General features: G+C 35.0%; 18 protein-coding genes. 5 read left to right on the forward strand and 13 right to left on the reverse strand.

The features are described 5' to 3' along the window. Nucleotides 1–18: 18 nt before the first annotated feature. On the reverse strand, nt 19–2406 hold the full coding sequence (locus ACWA1F_RS21455; protein WP_456896783.1) for a TonB-dependent receptor domain-containing protein: 2388 nt from the start codon (nt 2404–2406) through the stop codon (nt 19–21). Nucleotides 2407–2547: 141 nt separating this feature from the next. On the opposite strand from ACWA1F_RS21455, the gene ACWA1F_RS21460 reads away from it, so the two are divergent. The 5 genes from ACWA1F_RS21460 to ACWA1F_RS21480 all read left to right on the forward strand — a co-directional run bounded on the left by ACWA1F_RS21460 (nt 2548) and on the right by ACWA1F_RS21480 (nt 6947). Continuing rightward, nucleotides 2548–3570, forward strand: coding sequence for a sensor histidine kinase (locus ACWA1F_RS21460; RefSeq protein ID WP_456896785.1), 1023 nt, complete (start codon nt 2548–2550; stop codon nt 3568–3570). After that, a complete protein-coding gene (locus tag ACWA1F_RS21465; protein WP_456896787.1) occupies nt 3567–4262 on the forward strand; it encodes a LytR/AlgR family response regulator transcription factor in 696 nt (231 codons plus the stop codon). The genes ACWA1F_RS21460 and ACWA1F_RS21465 overlap by 4 nt, the downstream gene beginning before the upstream one ends. Nucleotides 4263–4300: 38 nt before the next feature. Further along, on the forward strand, nt 4301–4672 hold the full coding sequence (locus tag ACWA1F_RS21470) for a hypothetical protein (RefSeq protein WP_456896789.1): 372 nt from the start codon (nt 4301–4303) through the stop codon (nt 4670–4672). A gap of 137 nt (nt 4673–4809) precedes the next feature. Next, the gene (gene aspT / locus ACWA1F_RS21475) at nt 4810–6486 is read left to right on the forward strand and encodes an aspartate-alanine antiporter (RefSeq protein ID WP_456896791.1); all 1677 of its coding nucleotides are present in this window, start codon (nt 4810–4812) and stop codon (nt 6484–6486) included. A 116-nt stretch (nt 6487–6602) separates the two neighbouring features. Next, nucleotides 6603–6947, forward strand: coding sequence for a hypothetical protein (locus ACWA1F_RS21480; protein ID WP_456896793.1), 345 nt, complete (start codon nt 6603–6605; stop codon nt 6945–6947). Nucleotides 6948–7047: 100 nt separating this feature from the next. Here the strand turns inward: ACWA1F_RS21480 and ACWA1F_RS21485 are convergent, their stop codons facing one another. From ACWA1F_RS21485 to ACWA1F_RS21540, 12 genes are all read right to left on the reverse strand, one after another. Further along, nucleotides 7048–7494, reverse strand: a complete 447-nt coding sequence (locus ACWA1F_RS21485; protein ID WP_456896795.1) for a copper resistance protein CopD — start codon at nt 7492–7494, stop codon at nt 7048–7050. Between the two features lie 233 nt (nt 7495–7727). Next, entirely contained in the window at nt 7728–8444 is a 717-nt protein-coding gene (locus tag ACWA1F_RS21490; RefSeq protein WP_456896797.1) for an anaerobic ribonucleoside-triphosphate reductase activating protein, read from the reverse strand. After that, nucleotides 8401–8565, reverse strand: coding sequence for an anaerobic ribonucleoside-triphosphate reductase (gene nrdD / locus ACWA1F_RS21495; RefSeq protein WP_306156457.1), 165 nt, complete (start codon nt 8563–8565; stop codon nt 8401–8403). Before nrdD ends, ACWA1F_RS21490 begins: the two co-directional genes overlap by 44 nt. Then, nucleotides 8546–10669 (reverse strand): ribonucleoside triphosphate reductase, encoded by a 2124-nt coding sequence (locus tag ACWA1F_RS21500; protein ID WP_456896799.1) that lies wholly within the window; start codon nt 10667–10669, stop codon nt 8546–8548. The genes nrdD and ACWA1F_RS21500 overlap by 20 nt, the downstream gene beginning before the upstream one ends. 245 nt (nt 10670–10914) lie before the next feature. Further along, on the reverse strand, nt 10915–11646 hold the full coding sequence (gene ric, locus ACWA1F_RS21505; protein ID WP_456896801.1) for an iron-sulfur cluster repair di-iron protein: 732 nt from the start codon (nt 11644–11646) through the stop codon (nt 10915–10917). A gap of 30 nt (nt 11647–11676) precedes the next feature. Beyond that, nucleotides 11677–13191: an L-aspartate oxidase gene (gene nadB, locus ACWA1F_RS21510; RefSeq protein ID WP_456896803.1), complete on the reverse strand. Its 1515-nt coding sequence runs from the start codon at nt 13189–13191 to the stop codon at nt 11677–11679. Nucleotides 13192–13220: 29 nt separating this feature from the next. Next, nucleotides 13221–14153 carry a quinolinate synthase NadA gene (gene nadA, locus ACWA1F_RS21515; RefSeq protein ID WP_456896805.1) on the reverse strand — a complete coding sequence of 311 codons (933 nt, stop codon included), beginning with the start codon at nt 14151–14153 and terminating at the stop codon, nt 13221–13223. 247 nt (nt 14154–14400) lie between these two features. Next, nucleotides 14401–15720, reverse strand: a complete 1320-nt coding sequence (locus ACWA1F_RS21520; RefSeq protein ID WP_456896807.1) for an OmpA family protein — start codon at nt 15718–15720, stop codon at nt 14401–14403. 29 nt (nt 15721–15749) lie between these two features. After that, nucleotides 15750–22019, reverse strand: a complete 6270-nt coding sequence (locus ACWA1F_RS21525; protein WP_456896809.1) for an MBG domain-containing protein — start codon at nt 22017–22019, stop codon at nt 15750–15752. Between the two features lie 14 nt (nt 22020–22033). Continuing rightward, the gene (locus tag ACWA1F_RS21530; protein ID WP_456896811.1) at nt 22034–23164 is read right to left on the reverse strand and encodes an ABC transporter substrate-binding protein; all 1131 of its coding nucleotides are present in this window, start codon (nt 23162–23164) and stop codon (nt 22034–22036) included. A gap of 50 nt (nt 23165–23214) precedes the next feature. After that, nucleotides 23215–23817: a phage tail protein gene (locus tag ACWA1F_RS21535; RefSeq protein ID WP_306156472.1), complete on the reverse strand. Its 603-nt coding sequence runs from the start codon at nt 23815–23817 to the stop codon at nt 23215–23217. Between the two features lie 209 nt (nt 23818–24026). Then, nucleotides 24027–26381, reverse strand: a complete 2355-nt coding sequence (locus ACWA1F_RS21540) for a mechanosensitive ion channel family protein (RefSeq protein WP_456896813.1) — start codon at nt 26379–26381, stop codon at nt 24027–24029. Nucleotides 26382–26726 lie beyond the last annotated feature (345 nt).

Consider the following 26726-nt stretch of genomic DNA (forward strand, 5'->3'; position numbering starts at 1 on the left):
AAGAATAAAACAGAGAAATTAAATTACTCTATTCCTTTCTTCTTCATTTCCAAAGTTTCTTTCTTTAGATTTTACATTTTCATTTCCGAATTTGTAACTTAGAGCAATTCTGAAACCTCTTGAATCGTTGTAATTTTTCATCGTGTTTTTAATTCCGTTTGAATTATAAGAAATCAACGGTTTTTGCGCATTCAATACATCTTCTCCAGTTAACGTAATCGATAAACTCTTTTTTAAAGCCAGAACTTTCACAGAAAAATCTAAAATATTCAAAGTCGAAATATTAAAAACTTGATAACGACCCGGCAGCTGTAATCCGTAATTCAATCCCAGAAATAAAGTTTTGGACTGATTTATGGTAAAATCGTTATTAGCATAAATATAACCATTGTAACCATCTACAGAAGCAATAAGATTAGTTTTAGATTTTACATTTTGATAGTTTAAATTGAATCCCATGTAGCTGTTCCACCAATTGGATTTGTTGAAATTGTAATAAGTCGAAAGTCCGATTTGATAGGTATTGGCATAATTAATCGGCGTGCTTTTGGTAATATTAGTTTCTGGATTAATGATTGCCAATTCCTGTCCGAAATCTGAAACCTGAGAAAAGTAAACCGAATTCACCCATTTTTGATTGCGGATATAAGTAAATTGAAGATTATCAATAAGCGAAGGCTTCAGAAACGGATTTCCCTCAGAATAATAAAACGGACTCGTTCTAATCACAAACGGATTCAAATATTCAAAATCGGGTCTGCGGATTCTTCGGCTGTAGTTTAAAGAATACGAATTGTTATCGTTCGCATTATAAGTCACATAAGCCGTTGGAAATAGCTTTAAATAGTTGTTTTTATTGGTTTGATTCAAGTTTTCAGAATAACCTTCTGTCTGCGTGGCTTCGGCTCTTAAACCAATTTGCGTTTCCCATTTTTCGTTTAGTTTTTTATTCGCAGAAAAATATAAAGCTTGATTATATTCTTTGTAAGTGAAGACATTAGAATAATTTGTATTCAAAATTGGAGTTCCAGTTTCGTTATCAAAAACGCTTAAATTGTTTTTTGTGTTTGTATAAAATCCTTTTCCGCCAAAACTGATATTCGCCCAAGAATAGGGAAGTGCTACGTCAATTTTAGCCGAATAATTTTTCAATCGGTTTAAGTTAGAATTGATGGCAGAAAAATAAGTCCCTTCAATATTTTCTTTTTGATTGTCCATTTCATTACCTGAAAATGTACGAGAATCCTCTTTTTGATAATCGAAATAATCTAAATCGATAGTAATATTTTTCCCTTCATTGTTTAAAGTAAAAGCATTATTCCAGTTTAGCGAATTCATTTGAGGTTTGTTCTGCGCATTCACATCAGACAAAATATAAGAATTGATTTGTGCTGAATTATCAAAACGCGTCGTTAACGGATTATTCGATGAATTTCGATCATTAAAACTTCCTAAATATTTTATGCCAGAAGTCCATTTTTCGGTCAGTTTATAATCTCCACCAAAACTAATGCTCAATAAATTGGTTTTTGATTTGGTTGTAATATCTTGTTTCCAAACTTCATTAGGATAATAAATTCGGTTATCGGAAGTCGTTCGAAACTGATCTGTTCCCTTATTTATAGAAGCCTGGAGCGAAAGTTTATTGTAATTGTAAATAAACAATCCGTTTATGTTTCCGCTTGCATAACTTCTTTGCGTGTAAGTAGTTCCAAGATTTGCATTCCACGAATTGGCTTTTGCAGTTTTCAATTTAATATTGATTAAACCGCTGTTTCCTTCGGCTTCGTATTTTGCCGGCGGCGTTGTAATTACTTCAATACTTTTAATGTTATCGGCTGGAATCGACCTTAGAAAAGCAACCAAATCTTCCTGCGTCATTTTATTTAAACGGTCATCAATCATCACCAGAACTTCTCCTTTTCCAACAATAGAAATCGTTTCGTTTTGAACTCGCACAGTTGGAGTAGATTTTAAGGCATCCAAAGCTGTTCCGCCAGTTGCTGTAACCGAATTTTCGACATTAAAAACCAAACGATCTACTTTTTGTTCTACGAGTTTCTTTTTCGATTGGATTGTCACTCCATCAAGCTGAATTTGTTCTTTAACTTCCAATTCACCCAAATCAATATTTTGATCAACGACAATTGGTTTATTGCTGAATTCAGTACCAAATTGTTCTATTATTAATTGATAATTTCCTTTTTCGGCTTTTAAAATAAAATTTCCCAAGCTATCTGTCGAAGCTTGCTGATACAAGGTTTTATCTGTTTTTAATAAAGTTGCTGTGGCAAATTCCAACGCTATTTTATTCTGGTTGATAATTTTTCCTTTTACAGAAAACTGTTGGGCAAATACAGTGATTTGAAATAGAAATAAAGCAGATAATAAAATGATTCTGTTCATGGTTTAAAAATTAATTACAGAGCAAAACTGTTTCATTTACAACCCAAAAACCACTTTTATCGACAAACCCCTTCGATTAATCTGCAAACCCGTTCAAATGCTTTTTTCTGAATGCATATCTTTGTTTTAAAATCAAACCGAATGTATAAAGGCACTTTAACCAAAAAACTCGAATTCATAATTCATATCATTTATTGGCTTTTAATTTTTTATTTCACTTTCGTGAAAAATGCAATCAAAACCAAGTTTGTTGTCCCGGATTTATTCATTTGGACGTACTTTATTGTTTTTATTCTAACGTTCTATTTTCATTATTTAATTGTAATGAAACAGGTTTTTAAATCCTTTAGTTGGAAAAAACTATTCGTAGGAGTCTTTGTTTCGTATTTGGTTTTTACTTTTTTAAGATGGGTAATTGAGCAAGTTTTTACCGGAATTTTATTTGATCGTATCAATTATACTAAACCAGATTTTGTCAATTATTTGCTCGATAATGTTCAGTATAGCAGTATGACCATTATTTTGAGTTCGCTTCTTTGGTTTGTCATTTATTCGATTCGTCTTCTCGAATACAACCAATTAATTTTGGAAGAAAATAAGAATACCGAAATCAAATTTTTGAAAGCACAGATCAATCCGCACTTTGTATTCAATACTTTAAATAACATTTACTCGATGGTTTATTTTCAGTCAGATAAGTCATTAACTGCAATTGATAAACTGAGCCAAATTATGCGTTTTACGACTTACGAATCACAGAAGGAAAAGATTAAATTAACAGACGAAATCGATTATATAAAAGCGTATATTGAACTCGAAGAACTAAGACATCAGGATACTATTTTGGTTGATTTTAAGGTCGAAGTAAAAAATGAATTTGAAGAAATTCCGCCTTATATTTTATCGCCCTTGGTAGAAAATGCTTTAAAGCACGGAGAAGTTTCTAATGTCGAACCGATACATATTGAATTGAAAGTTTCAGAAAACCAATTGAATTTTAAAGTAAAAAATAAAATCGGAACACAGAAAAAAGACAGTCTTGGCGGAATAGGTTTGGACAATCTGCAAAAACGTCTTGAGATTCATTATCCTAAAAAACATCGGTTAAAAATAGAAAACGACCAAAGCCATTTTACAGCCGAACTTGAAATAGATTTAAAATGAATAAAAAAATAAACTGCATTATTCTAGACGACGAACCGTTTGCTGTAAAACTGATTGCCGATTACGCTTCTAAAATCTCAAGATTAAATGTTTTATATGCCGACAGTGATGTTTTTAAAGCTATTGAAGTTTTGAATACCGAATCGGTTGATTTGATTTTTATCGACATTCAAATGCCACAGTTAACGGGAATTGAATTGATGCAAATGTTCAATCAGAAATATAATTTTATTATTACTTCGGCTTATCCGCAATATGCGTTGGAAGCGTTTCAGTTTCATGTAATTGATTATTTATTGAAACCGATTACTTTTAATAGGTTTTATCAGAGTGTGGAAAAGTTTATTCGTTGGCAGGAAAGTTTCCAAACGAATGAAAGTTCCGAAGATTTCTTATTCGTAAAAGCAGACCGAAAACATTATAAAATTGCGGTTGAAGATATTTTATATATAGAAGGTTTGCGAGATTATATCCGAATTCATACGAATGACGAAAAAATTATGGCTTTAGAAAACATGAAAGATATTCTGGAGAAACTGCCTTCCAATCAATTCATTAGAATTCATCGTTCGTACATTATTCCAAAAAATAAAATTAAAGTGATTGACGGGAATCAGATTGTAATGAAAAGTGGAGTGACTTTGCCTATTGGGGAGACGTATAGAAAATTGGTTAGTGAGTGGTTTAGATAGTTTTTAATTAGTGCTTTAAAATTTTAAAATAGCAACTTATGAAATGGAACATTATTATTTTTATTTTCTTGCTAATTTCTTGTAATAAGAAGAATGAAGATGTAGCTGTAACCTCAGATAATTCGGGAAGTTATTTTAGAAGGAAGTTGGATGATAAAAAACTTATGGACAGTCTGAATTATCTTGTTATAAATAAAGGTGATACCTTGGCTTATAATGAATTAAAAGGCATTCATTATATTGGAGAACAGAAGTTTAGTGGTTTTTTATATTACGCCTTAATAATGTCAAATAAGTACAATTATAAACGAGCTTCTTTTGATGTGTATGACATTTTAATGACCGATAAGGAGTTTTTAGATGAAAAAACAAAAAAGATGGCTGAAGAATATTTAATGAAAAGTAAATAAAATCATTTTCTGTAATCAACAAAGATTGAATGTTTACGGATAAATTACTTAAAAATAAAAATGTAATTAATTGTTTGTGAGTGTTTTAGGTGTGGCGTGTTCTTTTTTTGATTAAATTTATCTGAAAATAAAGCAATATGTTTACAACTATACTTAGAGAACATCCTGAACTGGCACTTTTTTTATGCTTGGCTCTTGGATTCTTAATCGGGCGCATTAAAATAGGTACATTTAAAATCGGTGTAGTATTAGGAACTTTATTCTCTGGAGTGCTCATTGGTCAGTTGGATATTCAAATTCCTGATATTGTAAAAACCATTTTCTTTGATCTTTTCCTCTTCTCAACAGGATATAAAGTAGGACCTCAATTTTTTCAAGGTTTTAAAAAAAATGCTTTTCCGCAATTATTGCTCACTTTGGTAATTTGTTTATCGTGTCTAGTAGTAGCCTATTCTATCTCTGTTTTTTTAGGTTATGATGTAGGAACCGCAGCGGGATTATTAGCAGGAGCGTTTTCTGAATCTACTGTTATTGGCACCGCTTCAGATGCTATCAGCCACTTAAATATTGATGAAGCAGAAAAAATCAGATTAATCAATAATATTCCGGTGGCTTATTCTGTAACTTATTTGGTAGGAGCAGCAGCTTTTGTTTTTTTTCTGACTGGAATTGCTCCAAAATTGCTTGGTGTTGATTTAGTTAAAGAAAGTGATAAACTGGCTGAAATCATTTCAGGAGAAACGGAATATGGCCCAGGAATGAAAAGTGCTTATCAGAGATGGATTATTCGTGCGTATAGAATAACCAATGAGAAATGGATTGGAATCAGTGTAAGTGATTTTGAAAAATTAATTTCGAACAAAAATATTGTTGTTCAAAGAATACGCCGTAAAGATCAATTGCTAGATTCGAAACCTGATATAATCATTCAAAAAGACGATGTCATGGTTATTATGGCACAGCACGGAATCATTTTAGACAGCCTCTTTTCTATAGGACCAGAAGTCTTGGATGAAGAATTGTTGAATTTCCCGTTAGCGCATTTAGATGTTACGATAACCAATGAGGCTATTGAAGGAAAAACGGTAAAGTTTCTTCGAAAAAGCAGTTTTTATCATGGATTAATGCTTAACAGCATAACTAGAGAAAACCATGAGATACCGCTCGAATCGAATACGGTTTTAAACAGAGGTGATATTTTGAATCTTTCGGGCAGATTTGCAAAACTGGAAGAGGCTGCAAAAGAAATTGGTTATCTGGATCGTTTAAGCCCAGAGACAGATATTATTTTTGTTGGTTTGGGTATTGTCCTTGGAGGACTCTTAGGTTTGCTGTCGGTAACATTATTTGGAATTTCAGTAACTTTAACAACAAGCGGTGGTGCATTGGTTATGGGGCTTATTTTTGGCTGGCTGCATTCTAGAACTCCAGTTTTTGGCAGAATTCCTGAACCTGCTCTATGGATATTTGACAACGTTGGTCTTGCTGCATTTATTGGACTTGTTGGTCTAGCTGCCGGTCCAAGTTTTATTTCAGGTCTTAAAGAAACCGGTTTTGGTATTTTGTTTGCTGGCGTAGCTGTTGCCCTAATCCCTCACATCATCGGACTCTATTTTGGTAGGTACATATTAAAAATAAACCCCTTAATCTTACTTGGCGCGCAAACAGGCGCAGGTACATCAACAATTGGATTAAAAGCAGTTCAAGATGCAGCAGGCAGTAAATTTCCAGTTTTGGGCTACACTATTCCTTACGCGTTAGCAAATATATTATTGACCGCATTCGGACCAATACTTGTAGGGATGATGTCTTAATTCTTGCTTACGCAAGGCATTACGGCTTCTATTTAAGGTTGCGTAAGTAAATGCAAAAAAGACTCTAGCAATTTAGAGGATTAATTATTTCTTATATTTGAATAATAAAAACAAGTATGGAAATATTTATAGCAATAGCAGGACTTATAATTGCTTGGTTAACATTTCAAAAGACATTTTACTCTAAACCTAAAGAGGAAAAAGATAATCTTTTAGGCACTTTTCTAACTACTCAAAAACTTCATTTGGAAGTTCAGTCTCTTCTTCAAAAATATATAGATGATAATAACGGAGCTGAACATTTTATTTATCCTGATATAACTTTTCAGCATTTGTTGAATATGTACAAACAAGGTTTTGAAAAAGATTTATCTGATAAAGTTTATCAAGATTTAAAAAATAACCAAAATTATACTAAAAGTAATATTGCTACTTTTCAAAAAATGATTGACACAACATGACGCCTTATTACAATTTAAAAATCAATTATTATTTTTAACCCCGCCCGTAAAAAACTAGGAACAAAAAAATCTACTGTAAAATGGTTATACTTAACTAAAGTTAAATCCCACCATAACGCAATGTTGATCCTAAAACTAGCATTGCAACTCCTATTGAAGTAACGGTTAAAATAATCACGGCCATATTTTTGATATTGTATATATTGAGTTTTGGAATAACATAGAGCTGTGCAATAACTGCACAGATAAAAGTGCAGAGAAGCAGAATAAGTTTTATAGAAACTACTTTTTCAAATCCGCTAGAAAAACGAAACCAGGTTTCTGCTGTAACGCCGAAATCGTATGCCATCCAAATTCCAGTTATAATTAATAAAGCGAGAGAAGACATTCCGAGTTTTTCGAATCTCTTTTCAAAATTTAAAATAATATGCGGATCTCTTTTTTTTAATGCTGTCGGAAGATAACAAATAGCTAAAAGCAAATGACCGCCAACCCAAATTGTCGCTGCCAATAGATGAATTATAAGTACATAATGATGTAAAGTCATAATATGTTTATTTTCAAATTAAAAGTCGATAAATTTTATATTCCGTAGGGATATTTGGTTGGTAAGCCAATGTCACGATTCGAGAAAGTGTCCCGTAGGGACACCTGTTTTATAGAATCCAAATAATTCTTTTGCCTGTCAAACGTTCCTCTGGAACGTCTAATCTATGAATTCTACCGATGAGACATTCCTACGGAATGTTTATAGTTGTAATATTTTGATTTTTAAGTTTGTTACTCTCTAAAAATAACTTTTATTTTTGGAGTTGAAAAGTCTTTAAGCTGTATTCTTTTATTCGAATCGTCTAATTTTGAAAGAGTTGGTACATTGTTCATGAAATGCTGGACATAATAATTTCCTTCAAAATTCTGTTTTTCCAAATATTCAATCATTTTCACAAAATCATTTTCTGTAATTAAGGAAGAATGAAAAGTGGTGCGGACTTCAAACGGAATCCCCGAACGAATTAAAAGCTCGAGACTTTCTTCAAATTCAGAAAATAAGCCTGATTGCGTTAGCTTTTCAAAGGTATGAGGAAGACTTTTATAATCTAACGCGACATAATCAATTAATAGATCATGAATCAGGCTGTTCAATATTTTTGGATTTGAACCATTGGTATCAATTTTAACCGCAAATCCCATTGCTTTTATTTCTTTTATAAAATCAATTATTTTTTTGTGTAAAGTGCATTCGCCACCGCTTAAAACCACACCGTCTAACAATCCTTTTCTGGTTTTGAGAAACGAAAGAACATCGTCAAAACTTATCTTTCCTTTTCCTAAAACAATATCTGGATTATAGCAGTACAAACACCGCATGTTACAGCCCGCAAACCACACTATGCAGGCTGTTTTGTGCGGATAATCTAATAAAGTAAAAGGCGTGAGGCTAAATATTCCTTTACTAGATAATGGTTTCTTCGAAATGTGTACGCTGTTGGTGTTCACCTTTTTTTCCAATATTAAAACTTTCTACAGGTCTATGATATCCCATTACACGTGTGTAAACCAAACATTTGCTTCTTTGGGATTTGTTTTCTTCTAGAACTTTATGCGTTTTCGTTTTCATAAGCCAAGTGTTTTTCATTGTTTGTATTGAGTAAAATTTCGTCGCATTTTGGACAATATTCATGTTCTCCGTTAAGATAGCCGTGAATAGGGCAGATGCTGAAAACTGGAGTTACTGTTATGTAAGGCAGTTTAAAATTGGTTAAAACTTTTTTCACGAAGTTTTTACAGGCTTCAGGACTGCTTATTTTTTCTCTCATATAAAGATGTAAAACTGTACCGCCAGTATATTTACATTGCAATTCGTCTTGAAGCAATAAGGCTTCAAAAGGATCGTCGGTATGATCTACCGGAATTTGTGAACTATTCGTATAATAAATATTTTCATTTTGTCCCGCTTGCAGAATCTCAGGAAAACGTTTTTTGTCTTCTTTAGCAAAACGATACGTTGTTCCTTCTGCGGGAGTCGCTTCAAGATTGTATAGATTTCCTGTTTCTTCTTGGAATTCTTTCATTCTCAATCGAATGTGATCCAGAATTTCTGTAGCAAAATGAATTCCTGAATTTGAAGTGATATTCTGCTTTCCTTCAGAAAAATTCAGAACCATTTCATTCATTCCGTTTACGCCAATTGTAGAAAAATGGTTTCTAAAATGTTTCAAATAACGCTGCGTGTACGGATAGAGTCCGCGGTCGTACATTTGCTGTATAAAGGTTCTTTTCTTCTCTAAGGTCGATTTTGCAATTTGCAATAATTCATCTAAATGTTGAAATAGGCTGATAATATTCCCTTTATGAAAATATCCCAAACGCGCCATATTGATGGTAACTACGCCAATACTTCCCGTCATCTCAGCACTTCCAAAAAGACCGTTTCCTCGTTTTAACAATTCTCGCAAATCGAGCTGTAAACGACAGCACATGCTTCGAACGGCATTTGGTTTATAAGCGTCTGGATTTTCGATACGATTGCCATTTTCGTCCAAAATATATTGGCTTCCAATGAAATTCTGAAAATAAGACGAACCAATTTTGGCTGTGTTTTCAAATAATAAATCGACATTTTCTCCTTGCCAATCAAAATCTTCTGTAATATTTACTGTCGGAATTGGAAAAGTAAACGGCTGCCCGTTGGCATCTCCTTCAGTCATGATCGTATAATAGGCCTTATTGATAAGATTCATTTCGATTTGAAAATCGGCATATTTTAAATCTATCAGTTTCGATACACCTCTTTTCTGAGCTTCTAAAATCAGGTTTTCACTATTGCTATTTAAAAATAAATGCTGATCGTTTTGAGTCGGAATCTGTTCTTTTAGATCTTCTGGAACATTCCAGTCCAGAGTAATATTCGTAAAAGGGGACTGGCCCCAACGCGCTGGCACATTTAGATTGTAGACAAAACTTCTAATGGCTTTTAAAACCTCATCATAAGTAAGCTGATCTTTAAAAACATAAGGAGCCAAATAAGTGTCAAAAGAACTGAAAGCTTGAGCGCCTGCCCATTCGCTTTGCAAAATTCCCAAGAAATTAGCCATTTGCCCTAATGCTTCTCTAAAATGAGAAGGAGGTCTGCTCTCGACACGGCCACGCACGCCATTAAAACCTTCATTTAATAGCACACGCAAGCTCCAACCAGCGCAGTATCCGGTAAGACAATCCAAATCATGAATATGTATGTCGCCATTCCTATGAGCAGAACCTTCTTCTTTATTATATATTTTATCGAGCCAATAATTGGCAATAATTTTTCCTGCAGTATTACTGACTAAACCAGCATTTGAATACGAAATATTAGCATTGGCATTAATTCTCCAATCGGATTGATTGATGTATTCTTCGACAGTTTGTGTACTGTCTATATATGTAGTGTCATCATTTAAACCATTAATATGTTCTCGCTGTAATTTTCGCGTATGGCGATAAATTATAAACGAACGAATCACTTGAAAATACCCATTCTCAAAAAGCACTCTTTCTATTATGTCCTGAATTTCTTCGACTGGCCACGAATATTTTGCCTCAAGACCAGCAAGAACAACTTTAAAGATTCTCTTGTCTACTGGCTGATTAACGCTTTGAAAGGCTTTTGAGATTGCATCCTGAATTTTATAAGCTTCAAAAGGCTTATACTCTCCATTGCGTTTGATTACATATTTTTCCATTATTTATGACAGGTTTCAAGTTGTTTTTTCTTTGGGGTCATTTTTTTTTACCGCAAAGTCCGCAAAGTTATTTTATAAAGAAACTGAGCAGAATCTTTATTTTAAGTTCGCAAAGCTTTCTCTACACAAACTTTATTTCAATTAAAGCTTTACGAACTTTTCAGTATTAATAACCTTAAAAAAAAGCCTCGCGCTCTTTGCGTAAACCTTTGCGTCCTTTGCGGTTAAATTTTACGCAAGATCCATTAAGATACTTTTTCAAATGTTTTTTCAAGCTCAATTGCTTTTGGGAATAAGATATTGTTCTCCAAATGAATATGTTTTTTCAAATCTTTATCAAATTCTTCGAGCATGGCAAATGCTGCTTTATAAGTATTGCATGAATCAATAGGCGGAATATCATTGTTGCTTAACGCTGCAATTCTTCTAAAACGTTCTCCTTCGGTAACATGATCGTCTTTTAATGTTGCAATTGGATTTTCTATAGATAAAAAAGGCGGTGTTTCCAGTTCTGTACCTTTACTGTGGGCGATTTTCATTTTTTTGATGAAAGGAAAAACAACCAACTCTTCTCTTTTCATGTGAGCTGTCAGATCCAGATACGATTTTGAAAAAATAGTGTGGATCTCGTGCAGCTCCGGATGGATCGCACCGTGAACACCGCATAATTTATCTAAATATTGAAGAATTATTGGGGATTTTTCTTCAACATATCTATGATGGATTTTAGTAATATAATCTGCTATCATGTCTGCAGTCCAGCTTTTATAATCAAAAGACTGATTGGCAGAACCGTTTCTTGCTTTTTCTATATGTTCAATTAAAACACTTTCTTCAATATCTCTTTTTCTGCAGACTTCTTCGATTGTGCGATGTCCTTTGCAGCAAAAATCAATATGCAGTTTGGTAAAAATGGCCGCTGTTTTGAAATCGTCTGCTACGATTTCACCAATTGTGGTATTGCTTGTTAGTTTCATAGTGGTAGGGGGTATAGATTAATTTTGGTTTCAGCACATTTGTTTGTTTGCCGAAGCTTTACATTGTTTAACTATAAGTAATGAAGCGGCAATCATATTCGAAAATTCTATAAACGGAATCGTTATTTCATGTTTTTCTATAAGCGAAATAGCATGATTATGCAGTGATTTTATTTTTTCGAAGGCCAAATCGGCATCGCGTTCTTCACTGGTATAAAAAGAAGTAACCAATTTTTGCAATTCTTTTTTTAGTATTTCAAAAGCATGATAATCATCGGTTTGTTCTGCTTTTGGGAATTTTGGAATTAATATTTTGGATGAAAAAAGAAATTCTGCTATAGTTTTATCTACATTTTCTGAAGCTTGATGCGCAAATACCAAAGCCTCGAGAAGGGAATTGGATGCCAGGCGGTTTTTTCCATGAAGTCCTGTTCTGGCACATTCGCCAATAGCATAAAGATTTTTAATCGTTGTAACTCCATTTTGGTCTACTCGAATACCTCCGCACTGATAATGTGCCGCAGGAACAATTGGAATCAGATCTTTTTCTGGATAAATGCCTAATTGGTTACAATGGGCAGTAATAATAGGAAAATGTTCTGAAAAAGCTTCGTGATCCAAATGTCTGCAGTCTAAATACACATGATCTTTTGAACTCGATTGAAGTTCTTTGCTTATAGCGCTAGAAACAATATCTCGAGTCGCGAGCTCGCCGCGTAAATCGTATTTAAATAAAAATCTTTTTCCTTCTTCATTGACAATATGCGCTCCAAAACCTCTAACTGCTTCTGAAATTAAAAAAAGCTGATTTTCTTTTCCTGTATATAAAGCCGTTGGATGAAACTGTATGTAATCCATATCAGCAATTTCCGCACCTGCGCGCGCTGCCATTGCCAATCCGTCTCCAGTTGCTATTTTTGGATTTGTCGTATTTTCAAAAAGCTGTCCGCATCCGCCAGTACTTAGAACAATAGTTCGGGTTCTGATGTATTTAATGCGATTGTATTTTTTTTCATAAAAAAAAGCTCCGGTACAAGTAGTTTTAGCTTTTTTTGTTTCGGTATTGATATCGATGACCATATGATTTTCTAAAAGTTCAATGTTGGGCATCTTTTTAATCATTTTGAGCAGTTTACGCTCAATTTCCTGTCCAGAGCTATCTTTATGATGTAATATTCTGTGTTGTGAATGTCCACCCTCTAAGCCTAAATCCCATTGTCCGTCTTCGGTTTTGTCAAATGAAGTTCCTATTTCAAGCAATTCATTCAGTCTATCTGGAGCTTGGCTGATAACCATTTTCACAATTTCTTCATCACATAAACCTCCTCCAGATTTAAGTGTATCTTCAATATGCTGGTTAAAACTGTCATTCAAATTTTCTGTTACCACAGCTATACCGCCTTGAGCCAGTCTTGTATTGGTGTTTTTGGCTGTTTCTTTCGTCATTATAACAATCGATAGATCTGGACGTTTTTTTGCTGTTTTCATAGCAAAAAATAATCCCGAAATACCAGAACCGATGATTAGTATATCTGTTTTAAGCATGTTATTTTGATTTAGAGTTTATTGCGTTTTTAGGATAATTCGAGCATTCTTTTTATTGGTTTCAGCGCCTCGATTCTCAATTCTTCTGTAATCAGCATTTCTGGACTTTCATTTTTAAGGCACAAATACAGTTTTTCTAACGTATTCATTTTCATGAAAGCGCATTCACTGCAAGCGCAGCTATTGTCTTCTGTGGTAGGAGCCGGAATCAGCGTTTTATCGGGAACTGCTTTAGCAAGTTCATGCAGGATACCGGCTTCTGTGGCCACAATGAAAACGGAAGCAGGATCCGTTTTAATGAAATTAATAATTCCCGAAGTCGAGCCAATATAATGTGCTGCTTTTAAAATATGGCTTTCAGATTCTGGGTGTGCCGCAATTTTGGCTGTTGGATTTTTATTGTATATTTCGATAAGTTTGTCTAATGAAAAGGCTTCGTGCACAACGCATGAGCCTTTCCATAAGACAAGTTCGCGCTTGGTTTCTTGTTGAAGATATTTGCCTAAATTTTCATCTGGAGCAAATATGATTTTTTGTTCTGCAGGTATTGACCCGATTATTTTTTTGGCATTCGCCGAAGTGCAGACTAAGTCGCTCATTGCTTTTATTTCGGCAGAACAGTTGATGTAAGTTACAACAACATGATCGGGATGCTGTTCTTTAAATAATTTAAAATCTTTTGGCGGACAGCCGTCTGCAAGTGAGCAGCCAGCATTCCAATCGGGTAGGACTACTTTTTTTTCTGGGTTTAGAATTTTAGCTGTTTCTGCCATAAAATGAACGCCTGCAAAAACGATTAAATCGGCATCGGTATCCTGAGCTTTTTTTGCCAATTCGAGACTGTCTCCGATAAAATCTGCCACTTCCTGAATATTCTCATCTTGGTAATAATGAGCCAGAATAACCGCATTTTTTTCTTTTTTCAATCGGATTATCTCCTGTGCTAAAAAGTTCTTGTCCATATTAATTCTTGATTTTCTGCTTACTTAAAATATATTTAAGTACATCATTTTAATAGGGTAAATATATTATCATCATTTTGTTCAAAACATGATTCTAATCATAGTGTGTTAGATTTGTTTTTTTATATTACGCGGATGATTAATTTATAAAAGTAGCTGAAAGAAAGGATTTTGTGTTTTCAAAGAAAAAGCCTGAAAGAAGAGATTTTCTCTTTTTTCAGGCTTTAATTTTAGGAAACTAATAAGATTACTTCGCGTCTATCAGCGTAAGCGTAACTCTTCTGTTTAGTGGTTTATTTTCGTCTGGAGTATTTGGAACTAAAGGTTCTTTTTCTCCTTTTGAAAACAAATGCATACGATTAGATTCTATTCCTTTATTCTTCAAATAATCAGAAACTGCTTCAGCTCGTTTCATACCGATTTCAAGATTGCGGGCTTCCGTTCCGATATCACAAGTGTAGCCTGTAATATTTAAGTCGGTATCTTTATTCGCTTTTAGAATTTTAGCAATTTCGTCTAATCTTGTTGCCAATTCTGGAGTTACATTTGTATTTCCAATTTCTTGAAAGGCAAGAGGTTTTTCAACGATGCTTCTTTCAGTTGGTGTAAGATCTTTTTTAACTGGTTCAGTTGCAACAGCTTTTTGTTCTACCGGAGCTGTTTTTTGAACTGGTGCTTCAGTCTGAGCTACTGGTTCTGCTTTTGGAGCTGCAGCTACAGGTTCTGGTTTGCTTTTATTTAGCATAAAACCTAATTTCAGCTGAATACCTGCAGAGAAGTAACGGCTTTCCTGAACAATTTTTCTGTTTCCGCTTGTGCCATTTGCCTGAATATTGTCAAGTCCGTTCGGATTGTAGGCAACGATATTAACATCTATATTCTCCTTTGCTAATTCGGTTAAGCCGTAATCGACGTATATTCCAGTGTAAAGCTGTGTGTTTTCTTTTAATTTGAAAGTAAGTCCGGTTTCAGCACTTAATAAAAAAGAAGGATCTAAGCTTACCGTTGTTTTATCCTGCCAGTTTGTTACTTGACCAAATCCATGAGAAGGCAAGTCATCAATTAAAAGATTAATATCAGGATAGTAGCCGCTCAATTGTAGTTCTGATGCCGAAGCTTTTACAGTTTGTTTTCCTGGAAACATAATTTTTCCTCCAAAACCAAAATACAATTGTGTCTGAGAAGCTATCGAAGTTCTGTATTGCATAAGAAGCGGAATTGCCACACCAATAAAATGCTGGTCTTCTTTATAATTGGTCGGGGTTACTTGATATTCAAATGCAGAAGTTTGGTCATCAACTTCATAAGTTGAAATTGTCGTTCCGTTATTTAATTCAAAACTATTCTGATTATAAGTAACATCAACTCCTGTTGAGATTCCCCAGTGATCGCTGAAGAAATAGGTGTATCCAACACCTATTCCTCCACCAAATTTTAATTTACCTTCTCCGATATTGCTATCATAAAGAATTCCTGAAGGCCCCCCATTAATCTTAAAATTAAGTTCCTGGGCTTTTATCGTGACACTACAGAGCAGTAGTATAGTTATAGTGATTTTAATCTTCATTGCGTGTAATTTTAAATTGAATCTCATTTTTATTTAACCAATAAGTTGATTGTTTTTAGCTGACCATCGGCCAGTTTAAGAACGACAACATATAAGGCTACCTGCGATGGAGCGATAATCTTATTTTGATTTTTTACGTTAGAAATAGTCTGAACTAATTTTCCAGTAATATCATAAATTACCACTTCAGATCCGTTTAGTTGAGATTCGCTAAAATCACATTCTAAAGTAAATTCAGCTCCTGGTTTAACTGGGTTTGGATAGATTTTGATTTTTTTAGTGAAAATCGTTCCGCTAGTCTCAATTGGACAAGATTTGATTGAATTTCCATTTTTATCTTTTGCAATTACATAATAAGTCCCATTTAAAGGTAGAATTTCGCTATAATATTGGCGGGTTGCACCAGAAACAGCCCCTCCGTTTTTGTACCATTGCCAAGCCACATAATTGTTCGATTTATTATCAAAGAATAAAACATTAGCCCATTGCTGAATTACAAGTCCTGATTGGCTTACTTCAATTGGTTTCACAACGGCTGTTGCAGCATTATGATTTTGATCACCATTTTGTACAGCTGTAATTGTTGAGCTTCCTGATCCAGAGATATTTAAAGTTGTTCCTGAAATGGTTCCTATAGCAGCATTTGCAATAGTATACGAAACTGGTAAACCGCTGTCTGTGGTTGCTGTTAATGCTACAGTGTTAGAATCAGAACATCCAAATTCTAAAGTCTGGTTCCAAGTAATTATTTGGTTAGCTTTAGTAATTTCAAACTCTGCGCCAGTAAAGATAATGGTATAATCTGCACCTGCGCTGATTGTTCCTAGTTTGATATTGTATTTTCCAACATTTTCGCCAGCATCTCTAGAAAGCAGACCTGTAATGATAGCACTTGTGTCTCCGTTAGCAAAACCTAGCGGTGTATAGTTGAATATTGGATCAGTGGTACCATATACTTTAGTATGTCCTGCAGCTGCAGTTATAGTAAGCGTATATTTTTGTGTGGTAAAACTAACTTCATTTCCATAATTGATTACTCCATTGCTGTTTATTGCATATGTTCTAACATAATACGTTCTATTTCCTCTAAGTGCTGATAGTGTGTTTGTAAACGTTCCTAAAGAAGCAGTAACATTTATTTTAGTATCGGCTGTAGTAGGGGCTGCATGCAATGCGTATACAAAACCAACTTCTGTTAAACATTCTCCTTTATCCGTATTTATTCCGTTTGAAGACGCTGTACCAGATAAAGATACGCTAGTAACACCGACTTCAGATACTGCTAAAGTATTTAATGTTACAGGATTAGCTGGCTGAACGATTTCGACAGTTGCAGAAGCTGAACAAGAGTTAGCATCTGTAACAGTTACTGTATAACTTCCAGCAACTAGACCAGTTGCGGTTGCTGCATTTCCTCCAGATGGAGACCAAGAGTAAGAATAAGGAGCTGTACCACCAGTTACACTAACAGTAGCTGATCCGTTATTTCCATTATAGCATGAAACTTCTGTAGGGGTTGCTGTTAAAGATAACTGATCTGGTTCCGTAATGGTGATAGTATTTACCACAGAACAAGAGTTTTCGTCTGTAACAGTAACTGTATATATTCCAGCACTTAGTCCAGTTGCCGTTGCAGCTGTACCTCCTGATGGTGCCCATAAATAACTGTAATTGCCAGTTCCTCCAGTAGCCACTACTGAAGCAGTACCGTCATTGCCATCTTTACAAGATACATTAGTTTGCGAATCTGTTGCTGAAAGCTGAGTAGGCTCTGTAATTGAAACAGTTGCTGTTGTGAAGCATCCGTTTGAATCGGTAACTGTAACAGTGTAAGTGTTTGGACTTAATCCTGTTGCTGTTGCAGCAGTTCCTCCAGATGGTGACCAAGAATAGGTATACGTTCCAGTTCCCCCAGCAGGAGTTACTGTAGCTGTTCCGTTATTTGCTTGATTACATAAAACATCTGTTTTAGCTATTGTTGCAGTAAGTAAAGGTAGCTCTTCTATAACTACAGTCGCTGTTGTTTGGCATAAATTGGCATCTTTTACAGTAACAGTGTAAGTTCCTGCAGAAAGTCCGGTTGCAGTTGCAGAAGTTCCTCCAAAAGGTGCCCAAGAATAGGTATAAGCGCCTGTTCCTCCAGTGACATTTACTGTTGCAGATCCGTTAGTGCCTCCGTTGCAAGAAACATCAGTTTTAGATGTTGTTGTGTTAAGTGCATCAGGTTCTGTGATCGTAAAAGTTTGTGTTTGAATACATGAATTGGCATCTGTAACAGTTAAAGTATAAGTTCCAGCTTGAAGACCATTTGCAGTTGCAGCAGTTCCTCCAGAAGGTGCCCAAGAATACGTATAAGCTCCAGTTCCTCCAGCGACAGTAACGCCTATAGAGCCGTTAGAACCTCCATTACAACTAACATCTGTTTGCGAATTTTTGGTAATTACAATTGCAGGTGGAGCGTTGATTGTAAAGTTTTTTACAATAGAACATCCATTTCCTGAAGTAATGGTTACGGAGTAATTTCCAGCAGCTAGATTAGTAGCTGTATCTGAATTTCCTCCAGAAGGAGACCATGCATAAGTAAAAGGTCCAGTTGCTCCTGATGGAACTACTGAAGCAGATCCTGTATTTACATCATTACAAGCTAAATCAGTTTGTGAAGTACTGGCAACTAAAGTATTGGTTGTACCTATTGTAAAGTTTTTAGTAATAGTACATCCATTAGCATCTGTAATAAGACAGCTATAATTTCCTGCAGCCAAATTGTTAATAGTTTGGGTTGTTTCATTTCCTGGAGTCCATAAATAAGTATAACCTCCAGCTCCTCCAGCTGGCGTAACTCCTGCTTGTCCTCCGATAGTACAAGTAGCATTTATTTGAGAAGTAGCAGCTGTTAATACAGAAGGCTGATTAATTGTAAAAGACTCAGTGAGAAAACATCCTTTGGCATCAGTAATTGTACAGGTGTAAACACCCTGTGTAAGTCCGGTAGCTGTAGCAGCCGTTCCTCCAGATGGAGCCCAAGAATAGGTGTATCCACCATTTCCTCCTGCTGGAGTAACTGTAGCAGTTCCTGTAGCACCGCCATTACACAGTACATCTGTATGTGATTTTGTAGCTGATAAAATTGACGGCTGTGAGATAGTAAAGCTCTGTGTAGTCATACATAAATTAGCATCAGTTACGGTTACAGTATAAGTACCCGCAGCAAGGCCAGAAGCTGTAGCAGCAGTTCCTCCAGATGGAGCCCATGAATAAGTATAAGTTCCAGTTCCAGTTCCTCCTACGACATCTACTGTTGCATAACCATTTGTTCCGCCATTGCAAGAGACATCAGATTGAGCATCTATACTTGCAACAAGTGCAGGTGGTTCTGATATAGTAAAGTCTCGGGTTGTTTGACATCCATTAGCATCGGTTACGGTTACAGTATAAGTGCCTGCAGCAAGTCCAGATGCTGTAGCAGTTGTTTGAACAGGAGCTGTATTCCAAGAATACGTATAAGTAGGTGTTCCTCCACTTGCTATAACCTGCGCAACACCATTTGCACCTCCATAGCAACTTGTATTTTGTTTAGTTCCTTCAATTGTGCTTAAAGGCGCGGTCGGCTGCATGATGGTAAAGCTTCTGGTTCTTAGGCAGCTGTTCGCATCGTATACACTCACAGTATAAGTTCCTGCAGTAAGCCCTACTGCAGTAGCAGTTGTCTGAACAGGATTTGTATCCCATGAATATGTATAAGCTCCAGTTCCTCCAGTTGGAACTACTGTTGCAGTACCATTTGCAACTCCATAGCATGATACATCCGTTTTGCCCCCTCCAGTAGCTATGTTTAAAGCTGTAGTTGGCTGGTTAATGGTAAAGCTTCTAGTTGCTTGGCATCCATTAGCGTCGGTTACTGTCGCAATATAATTGCCTGCAGCAAGTCCGGTTGCTGTAGCAGTTGTCTGAACAGGAGTTGTATTCCATGAATAGGTATAATTTTGAGTTCCTCCAGTTGCAAAAACCGTTGCAGTACCATTCATGCCTCCATAGCAGGATACATCTGTTTGGCCTCCTCCAGTGGCTGCGCTTAAAGGCGCAGTTGGCTGGTTAATGGTAAAGCTTCTAGTTGTTTGGCAGTTATTGGCATCGGTAACTGTTACGGTATAAGTACCTTGTGTAAGACCTACTGCAGTAGCAGTTGTCTGAACAGGATTTGTATTCCACGTATATGTATAGCCTGGAGTTCCTCCAGTAGGCGCAACGGTTGCAGTACCATTAGCACCGCCATTGCAAGACACATCTGTTTTGCCACCTCCTGTCAATGCGCTTAAAGGTGCGCTAGGTTGAGTAATTGTATAACTAAATTCTTTTGTACATAATCTATTGTCGGTTATTGTTACAGTATAGGTACCTGCAATAAGCCCCATTCTATCTTCTGTAGTTACTCCGTCATTCCATAGAAAAGTATAAGGGCTTGTTCCTCCACTCGGAACAAGGTTTATAGCACCTGTATTTCCGCCATTACACGCAACACTAGTTATAGCTGCTGTCCCTTCAATTAGAGAAGGCTGAGTTATAGTTAGGTCAGTAATGGTTTTTGTGCAAGTTTTTGAATCCGTAATAGTTACAGAATATGTACCTACTGGAAGTCCTGTTCTATTTTGAGTTGTAGTTATATTGTCATTCCACAGATAAGTATAGGGGCCTGTTCCTCCAGTTGGAGTAAGATTAATTGCTCCTGTACTTTCGCCATTACAAAGTACATTTGTAATTAGTGCTATTCCGTTAAGTGCTGCTGCAGGTTGACCAACGACAATATTGTTTATAGTGGAATTACAAGAGTTAGTGTCGGTAATGGTAACAGAATAAGTTCCTGCAGTAAGATTTGCTCTATCTTGTGTTGTTATTCCGCCTCCCCAGTTATAGGTGTAAGATCCGCTACCGCCTGATGGTGATATATCTATAGCTCCATTATTTCCGCCGTTGCAACTTACATCAGTAATTTGAACCAATGTTATTATAGCGGGGTTTTGACTTATTACAAAGTTTCTTTGTATTGAAGTTCCTTCATTATCTGTTATTGTAACAGAATAATTAGTTGGGGATAAGTTAGTTGCAGTTGCTCCAGTTCCTCCTGATGGAGACCATGAATAGAAATATGGTGATTTTCCTCCTGAAGGTACAACGGTAGCGGTACCATTATTAATACCATTACAAGCAATTGTTTGCGACTGCGTTGCAGATAGGGCAGCATTGGTTGTAAATGATTGGTTACTTCCGTAAGATGTCCCTGCAGAATTTTCGGCATAAGCTCTATAATATATAAGTGTTCCCTCAGGCAATGAAGTTGCATTTACAGTAAAAGCACCAGTCCCATTACTTGTCGTAACATTTGTAACACCCCCGCCAGCTAATACTGGATTTGGTGTTGTTGACCATACAATTCCTCTATTAAGTATTGTTGCACCACCATTGTCGTTTGAACCTCCTAATGTGGCTGTTTTTGCTCCAAAATTTGTTACTGGGGTAGTGGTGGTTACGGCTGGGGCTTGGATAAGCGTCACGCTTGGTGTAGGATAATTAGTATTTGTTATTGGGTAATTGGTGTTATTAGTTGTGTCTTTAAGCCAGTTTGCAGGATTATTAATTGCAAGTAATAAGTCAGTAACTGTACCTGTTAAAGTGCCATTATATTTTGCATTAGCATATTCTTGACCAGGTGGGTTAGGAAATAGAGAGATACAGGTTTCACCATTTTTTAAACCTGATGGTTTAGCACTTGAGTTTCCTCCGCTTGTATCATTACTGTTCCATGTGGTATCAATATTGTAGTCACCAGAATTATAATCTGCGTTAACACCGGCAATAAATATTGGAGATGATGGTTGAGCGGTTCCAGTTGTTGATTGATATGCCAATACTTGATCGCCACCTGAGGATAGATTGAAGTTAGTGAAGCCAGGCGCAAGACCAATACCAGATGTACCAGTAACCGTAAATGTATCACCAGCAGCGGTTTCCATTACCGAAATAATTGTACCGACAGGTGTTAAGTTAGGAACTGTCCATTTAAGATGAGATTCTGTACTTCCTGATACCCAAGTTGAAGCTGTGGCATTCCATCCTCTTTCTGTAAAATAAATTTCGGTTCCCGCTGGTATCTCTTTTAGTACGATAAAAGAAAAACCATCCAGCAGGTTGCTATTATAGCCGATGAAGGCAATATCACCAGGCGCTAAATTCTGTCCTTTTATATTTTGATGTAAACCAAAGAGGCAAAAGAACGTAAAAAATAAGAGTAATTTTTTTTTCATAACATACAATTTAGTTAATGACATAAGTAAGCATTGTCCCAACCTCCTATATGGTCAGGTTTTGGCAATGAGGCAAAAGCTTTAACAAAATCTCCATTGTTTATCAATGTTTCAATTTTTTTAAAGCTCGTATTATTAGATGAATCCAAATTCAATTGGTATATATAATGATTGAATATTGTTCTGTTGGTATCTTTATCAAATTTGATATTGCCTCTAGGGCCTTCAATATCTAATTTGTGCATTTCTTCAATTAAAGAACTGGTTTTTAAATTAGCAGTATTTAAAAGTATGTTCTTTAATGTCAGACCATTTTCATAACCTAAAATGGAAAAAATAGATGGATTCTCATCGTATGTATCATTATATCTAGAAGTAAAATCCGTAGTATCCGTATCGTTTTGCATCCAGCTACTAACTACATAAAGTTCGTGAGGATTATTTTTATATTCGTCCAAAATTTTATCATTGATAAAAAAAGGTGTCACATAAAAAGGATATTTTTGAGTCAATTTATTTTCTTTTAGAAAATCAGCATTTTCTTCTGCATATAAACCACTATAAAAAGCAAAAACAGCATTTGGTTGTTGCACATTTATAATCTGGTCCATATATGAAGCTTCGTTTTCTCTAGGCATAAAAGGAGTGATGTAATGTCCTGTAAAATGGATTTTTTCCTTAAATGCATATTCTAACGCATGCAGCAAGCCATATCCTGAATCATAAAATGAAGTAGATGTGGCTATTTGATATTGCTTATTTGTAAAATATTGGCCTAAATGGTAACAAGATTCATTTAGTCCCAATGAGTTAATATATATGCCCTTCAGTGCAGATGTTTGGTAAGGAGTTGTTGCTCCCAAATCTGCTGCTATTAATAAAATGTCATTATTAGAGGCATATTTATAAACTTCAGACATATTATGATGTCCTAAAAAACCAATTATGATTGATACTTCTTCTTGGAAATTAAGCTTTTGTATTTTGTCAATTATAAGTTTTTCATCTGCACCAACACCAATATTTTCGATAAAAAAATTCACTTTCAGATTATTAAGTTTTAACCCCCTTATAAAATCTTTATCTAATGAAGGATACTGTTTTGACTTTGGTATTAAAACTCCTATTTTAATGTCGTTATCCATAAAATGAGATTAAAAAAATAGAGGCAAAAGTTGCCTCTATTTAAATTTATTTAGTTTCTAGAAGGAAAAAGTCCATTTAGTGCAATACACATATTTACACCAAGATATGGGTTACGAGAGGGAAAAGGCAGACCACTTCCGGTTATTCCAGTGTTGCCGCCTAATGTTGCGCCTGCAACAGCAGTTATGCCTTTAATAGTTGCAGTTCCAGTTCCGCCTGGTTCACTATAGATATTTGCGGTAGCTGTACCTGATGCAAAAGAGTTATTTCCATTATCAGTTTCATTTGTTATTGTTCCTCCTACAATAGAAGTGGCAGTTACATTTACATTTACTGATGCTGTACCACTTGCAAGGGTATGTACGTGAGCAGGAATATTTGTTGTGATTAGAGTAATATTTTCAGTTCCTGCAATTTGACCCATTTCTACTGGACTTAATCCAAGTCCTTGCCCAAAGTGGATCTGACTTCTTCCTCTTAAATCAGGAAGGGCAAATGTAGTAACACCATTACCGCCGAAAGTTGTTCCAAGTAATGAGAATAAAGCACTATTCGTAGAGATTGCTATGATTTGACCATTGCAATAAGCCCATCCTCTTGGGGGATAATTAAATGCGAAACTTAGAATTGTTCCCATGTAGACTTCCATCATAATTTTTAAGATTTAATAGTTAATGTTAGTTTTAGTAGTATTTTACTACATGGCTAAATTACTTTATAACTAAATTATGGGTACGAGGGTTTTTACCTGTTTTTACTAAAATGCTATTATTTAACACATTACTGCGAAAACATGATAAAAATAGAAATAGTATCATAAAAAAAAGACGGTAATCAATTTACCGTCTTTCTTATTTTGCTCTAGCTTGAGAATGTTAAACCTTTGTTTTTAAAACTGATATAGAGTTCTTGTCTGGCTGAACTTATCGTTTCTTCTGTCCTGTAAATACTGCACCAAAACTTGATTAAAAGTTTATATTTTCCATCAGAAATTGAGCTGTAGTATATTTGTGATGGTTTTGAATTGTTTACCAGCGGAAGATTACCTAGCGTTTCGTTTACAATTAAATTAATTTCTTCTGGAATTGTTTCTCCAGTAATTTCAAAAGTAACTTCAACCAATTTGAAGTTGTCTGTATACGTCCAGTTGGTAATATTTTGAGACAATAAATTACCGTTCGGAATAATAATCTCGGAACCGTTTGGAGCGTTAATTTTGGTCGTTCGAAGTCCCATCGACTTGATTCGTCCAGATTCTGAACTAATTTCTACAACATCACCAACCTGAATTGGTTTATCAAAAATCAAGATAATTCCCGATACAAAATTGTTTACCACATTCTGAAGTCCAAGTCCGACACCGACACCTAAAGCTCCTAAAAGAATACTCAGTTTGTCCAATGGCATTCCAGACGCAGCAACAGCAAGCAGATAACCGCTTATTAAAACTACTAATCGAGTAATAAGCAACTTAGAATGCTGTCTTTTGTTGATGTTTTCTTCGTTTTCATCGTCGATTTCGCCAAAGAAATAGGCCACATATTTTTGCAGTAAATGCGCAGCCCAAATAATAATAAAGAATAAAACAACATTACCCAAAGTAAACGTAATGCTTCCAATTGTATTTGGATGACTTAATAATTTTGTTAAAGACCCACGAAGCGATTCCCAAATATTCAAATTTGAAGCAATCACAATTACCCACATATAACTGATTGCAATGATGAAAGGCTTCTTTAAGGTGTCTGATAAACTTTCGTAATCAAACATTTTTTCAATACCTCTTTTTACTCTAGTGGTGTAGATTTGAAGTAAAATAATCTCTAAAATGATCTTTAAAAGAACACTTAAAGCAACAATTTGGGTAAGCGATATAAAAGCAGTAAGACTTAACATATTAGAAAGAGAAACTCTTCCGAATAAATTATAAAGAATAGACAAAACATTTAAGCCAATAAATAGGATACTTGCCCATTTAAAAAAGCCTTTTATATAAAGTTCTTCTTTAAGTGTTTTAATTTGAACTAATCCGTAGCGAATACCAAAAAGATTGATCGCTACAAAAGCCAAACGTTGCAATAATCCGATTGTGATAAATAAGTCTAGAAAACAAAGTGCAAAGAATAATCCTAAAAGGAAAAGCCAGTTTCTCATTGCAACGCCAGACCACTGATTTTTGAAAAGTACAATTAAAACGCCAACCAGGAAAAGCTGAATTAACTCTAAAAATAGGGCAGGAGCATACAAATTGGTAACCACAGCAATGTTTAATGCAATAACTAGAACAGGCATTAAAACCCCTCTATTTAAATATTTAAAGTTTAAAAGCTGAAGGTTTTCGGCATAACCGTTTGTTTTTAGATATTTGATATTTCGAGAAATATACCAAAACAAAAGTCCCATAAAGAAACAAAGGGTAATAAGTCCGCCAGCTTTGTAACTCAGGTAATAAGCAGCAACATTTTCTTCAATTATGATTTTTGCCTTTATATTATGCGTCACTTTTTTCTTTGAGACAGAATCATTAATCTGCCATAAAGAAGGATACTCTTTATTGAAAATACTAATTCCAGATTTTTCCAATTTACTTTCAACGGCAACTAAAGCATTAGAAACCGAAATTTTTCGCTGTACAGTAAGTCTTTTTTTGTTGTTTAAAGTCGTTTGGTTTTTAGTCATCAGACTATCAGTAGCCACGTATCTTTTCCTAAGATCTCCAAATTCTTTCTTAAACTGTTTGCGACGAATTGTATCTTTTAATAGCGTAATCAACGTTTTGTCTTTACGAAGATCGATTACGCGTTTTTTTATGCTTTCAAGATTCAGATTTCGCGCATCGATTGATTTGTTTTGTTCTTCCAGTTCTTGCTCGATTTCTTGTAGCACGATACGATACATCTGCTGGTTTCGCACATTCGGATTTGCTCCTTTTAAACTGGCTAAAATCAAGTCTAGTTTGCTTTCCGTTCGTTTCATTTCACCAAAAAGATGACGAGTGTCGCCGGCAAAATCAATATCGTTATAAGCAGATTCTAATACTTCTCCAGCTTTTTCAATAGCCATTAAGTAGTCACTGTCTGTGGCTGTAGTATCATTAAATAGTTTTCCTCGGCTTTCTTTTTTGACCGTTTTCTGCTGTTGGGCGTAATTAAACTGCGAGAAAAAAAGAAATACAAATAGAGGGAATAAATAAAAAGTCTTTTTTTGAATAATCATAATTAAGGGCTATTTAGGGAAGCCAAATTTAATTTTTTTTGAAAGACTTTCAGTTAAGAAAAATTAAATTTAAAAGAAATTATGCCTATTCTATTTCTGAGTTTTTACTTCAAATATTTTGCAGAAATTTCCTTTTTTTTTTAAGAAAAATAATTAAACTTAAAAATCTATTTTCTAAAGAATTGCAAATACAATGATGATAAATAAGAAGATAGCGATTAGAATTAAGATCTTAATGGCAGATTGAATTGTTTTCTGAGTTTTTAAGAGGTCTTCAGTACTTATTTCGCTTGGTTTCTTTCCTTTCATTTTATATTTTTACTTTAGAATCAGAACAAATTTTAA

Source organism: Flavobacterium erigeronis (assembly GCF_054075165.1).

Coding starts and splice junctions, on each gene's coding strand:
- ACWA1F_RS21485 (WP_456896795.1), bottom strand. CDS start 7,494: ATGACTTTACATCATTATGTACTTATAATTCATCTATTGGCAGCGACA.
- nrdD (WP_306156457.1), bottom strand. CDS start 8,565: ATGAAAACGAAAACGCATAAAGTTCTAGAAGAAAACAAATCCCAAAGA.
- ACWA1F_RS21460 (WP_456896785.1), top strand. CDS start 2,548: ATGTATAAAGGCACTTTAACCAAAAAACTCGAATTCATAATTCATATC.
- aspT (WP_456896791.1), top strand. CDS start 4,810: ATGTTTACAACTATACTTAGAGAACATCCTGAACTGGCACTTTTTTTA.
- ACWA1F_RS21500 (WP_456896799.1), bottom strand. CDS start 10,669: ATGGAAAAATATGTAATCAAACGCAATGGAGAGTATAAGCCTTTTGAA.
- ACWA1F_RS21530 (WP_456896811.1), bottom strand. CDS start 23,164: ATGGATAACGACATTAAAATAGGAGTTTTAATACCAAAGTCAAAACAG.
- ACWA1F_RS21540 (WP_456896813.1), bottom strand. CDS start 26,381: ATGATTATTCAAAAAAAGACTTTTTATTTATTCCCTCTATTTGTATTT.
- ACWA1F_RS21535 (WP_306156472.1), bottom strand. CDS start 23,817: ATGATGGAAGTCTACATGGGAACAATTCTAAGTTTCGCATTTAATTAT.
- ACWA1F_RS21525 (WP_456896809.1), bottom strand. CDS start 22,019: ATGAAAAAAAAATTACTCTTATTTTTTACGTTCTTTTGCCTCTTTGGT.
- nadB (WP_456896803.1), bottom strand. CDS start 13,191: ATGCTTAAAACAGATATACTAATCATCGGTTCTGGTATTTCGGGATTA.
- ACWA1F_RS21470 (WP_456896789.1), top strand. CDS start 4,301: ATGAAATGGAACATTATTATTTTTATTTTCTTGCTAATTTCTTGTAAT.
- nadA (WP_456896805.1), bottom strand. CDS start 14,153: ATGGACAAGAACTTTTTAGCACAGGAGATAATCCGATTGAAAAAAGAA.
- ACWA1F_RS21520 (WP_456896807.1), bottom strand. CDS start 15,720: ATGAAGATTAAAATCACTATAACTATACTACTGCTCTGTAGTGTCACG.
- ACWA1F_RS21480 (WP_456896793.1), top strand. CDS start 6,603: ATGGAAATATTTATAGCAATAGCAGGACTTATAATTGCTTGGTTAACA.
- ACWA1F_RS21455 (WP_456896783.1), bottom strand. CDS start 2,406: ATGAACAGAATCATTTTATTATCTGCTTTATTTCTATTTCAAATCACT.
- ACWA1F_RS21465 (WP_456896787.1), top strand. CDS start 3,567: ATGAATAAAAAAATAAACTGCATTATTCTAGACGACGAACCGTTTGCT.
- ric (WP_456896801.1), bottom strand. CDS start 11,646: ATGAAACTAACAAGCAATACCACAATTGGTGAAATCGTAGCAGACGAT.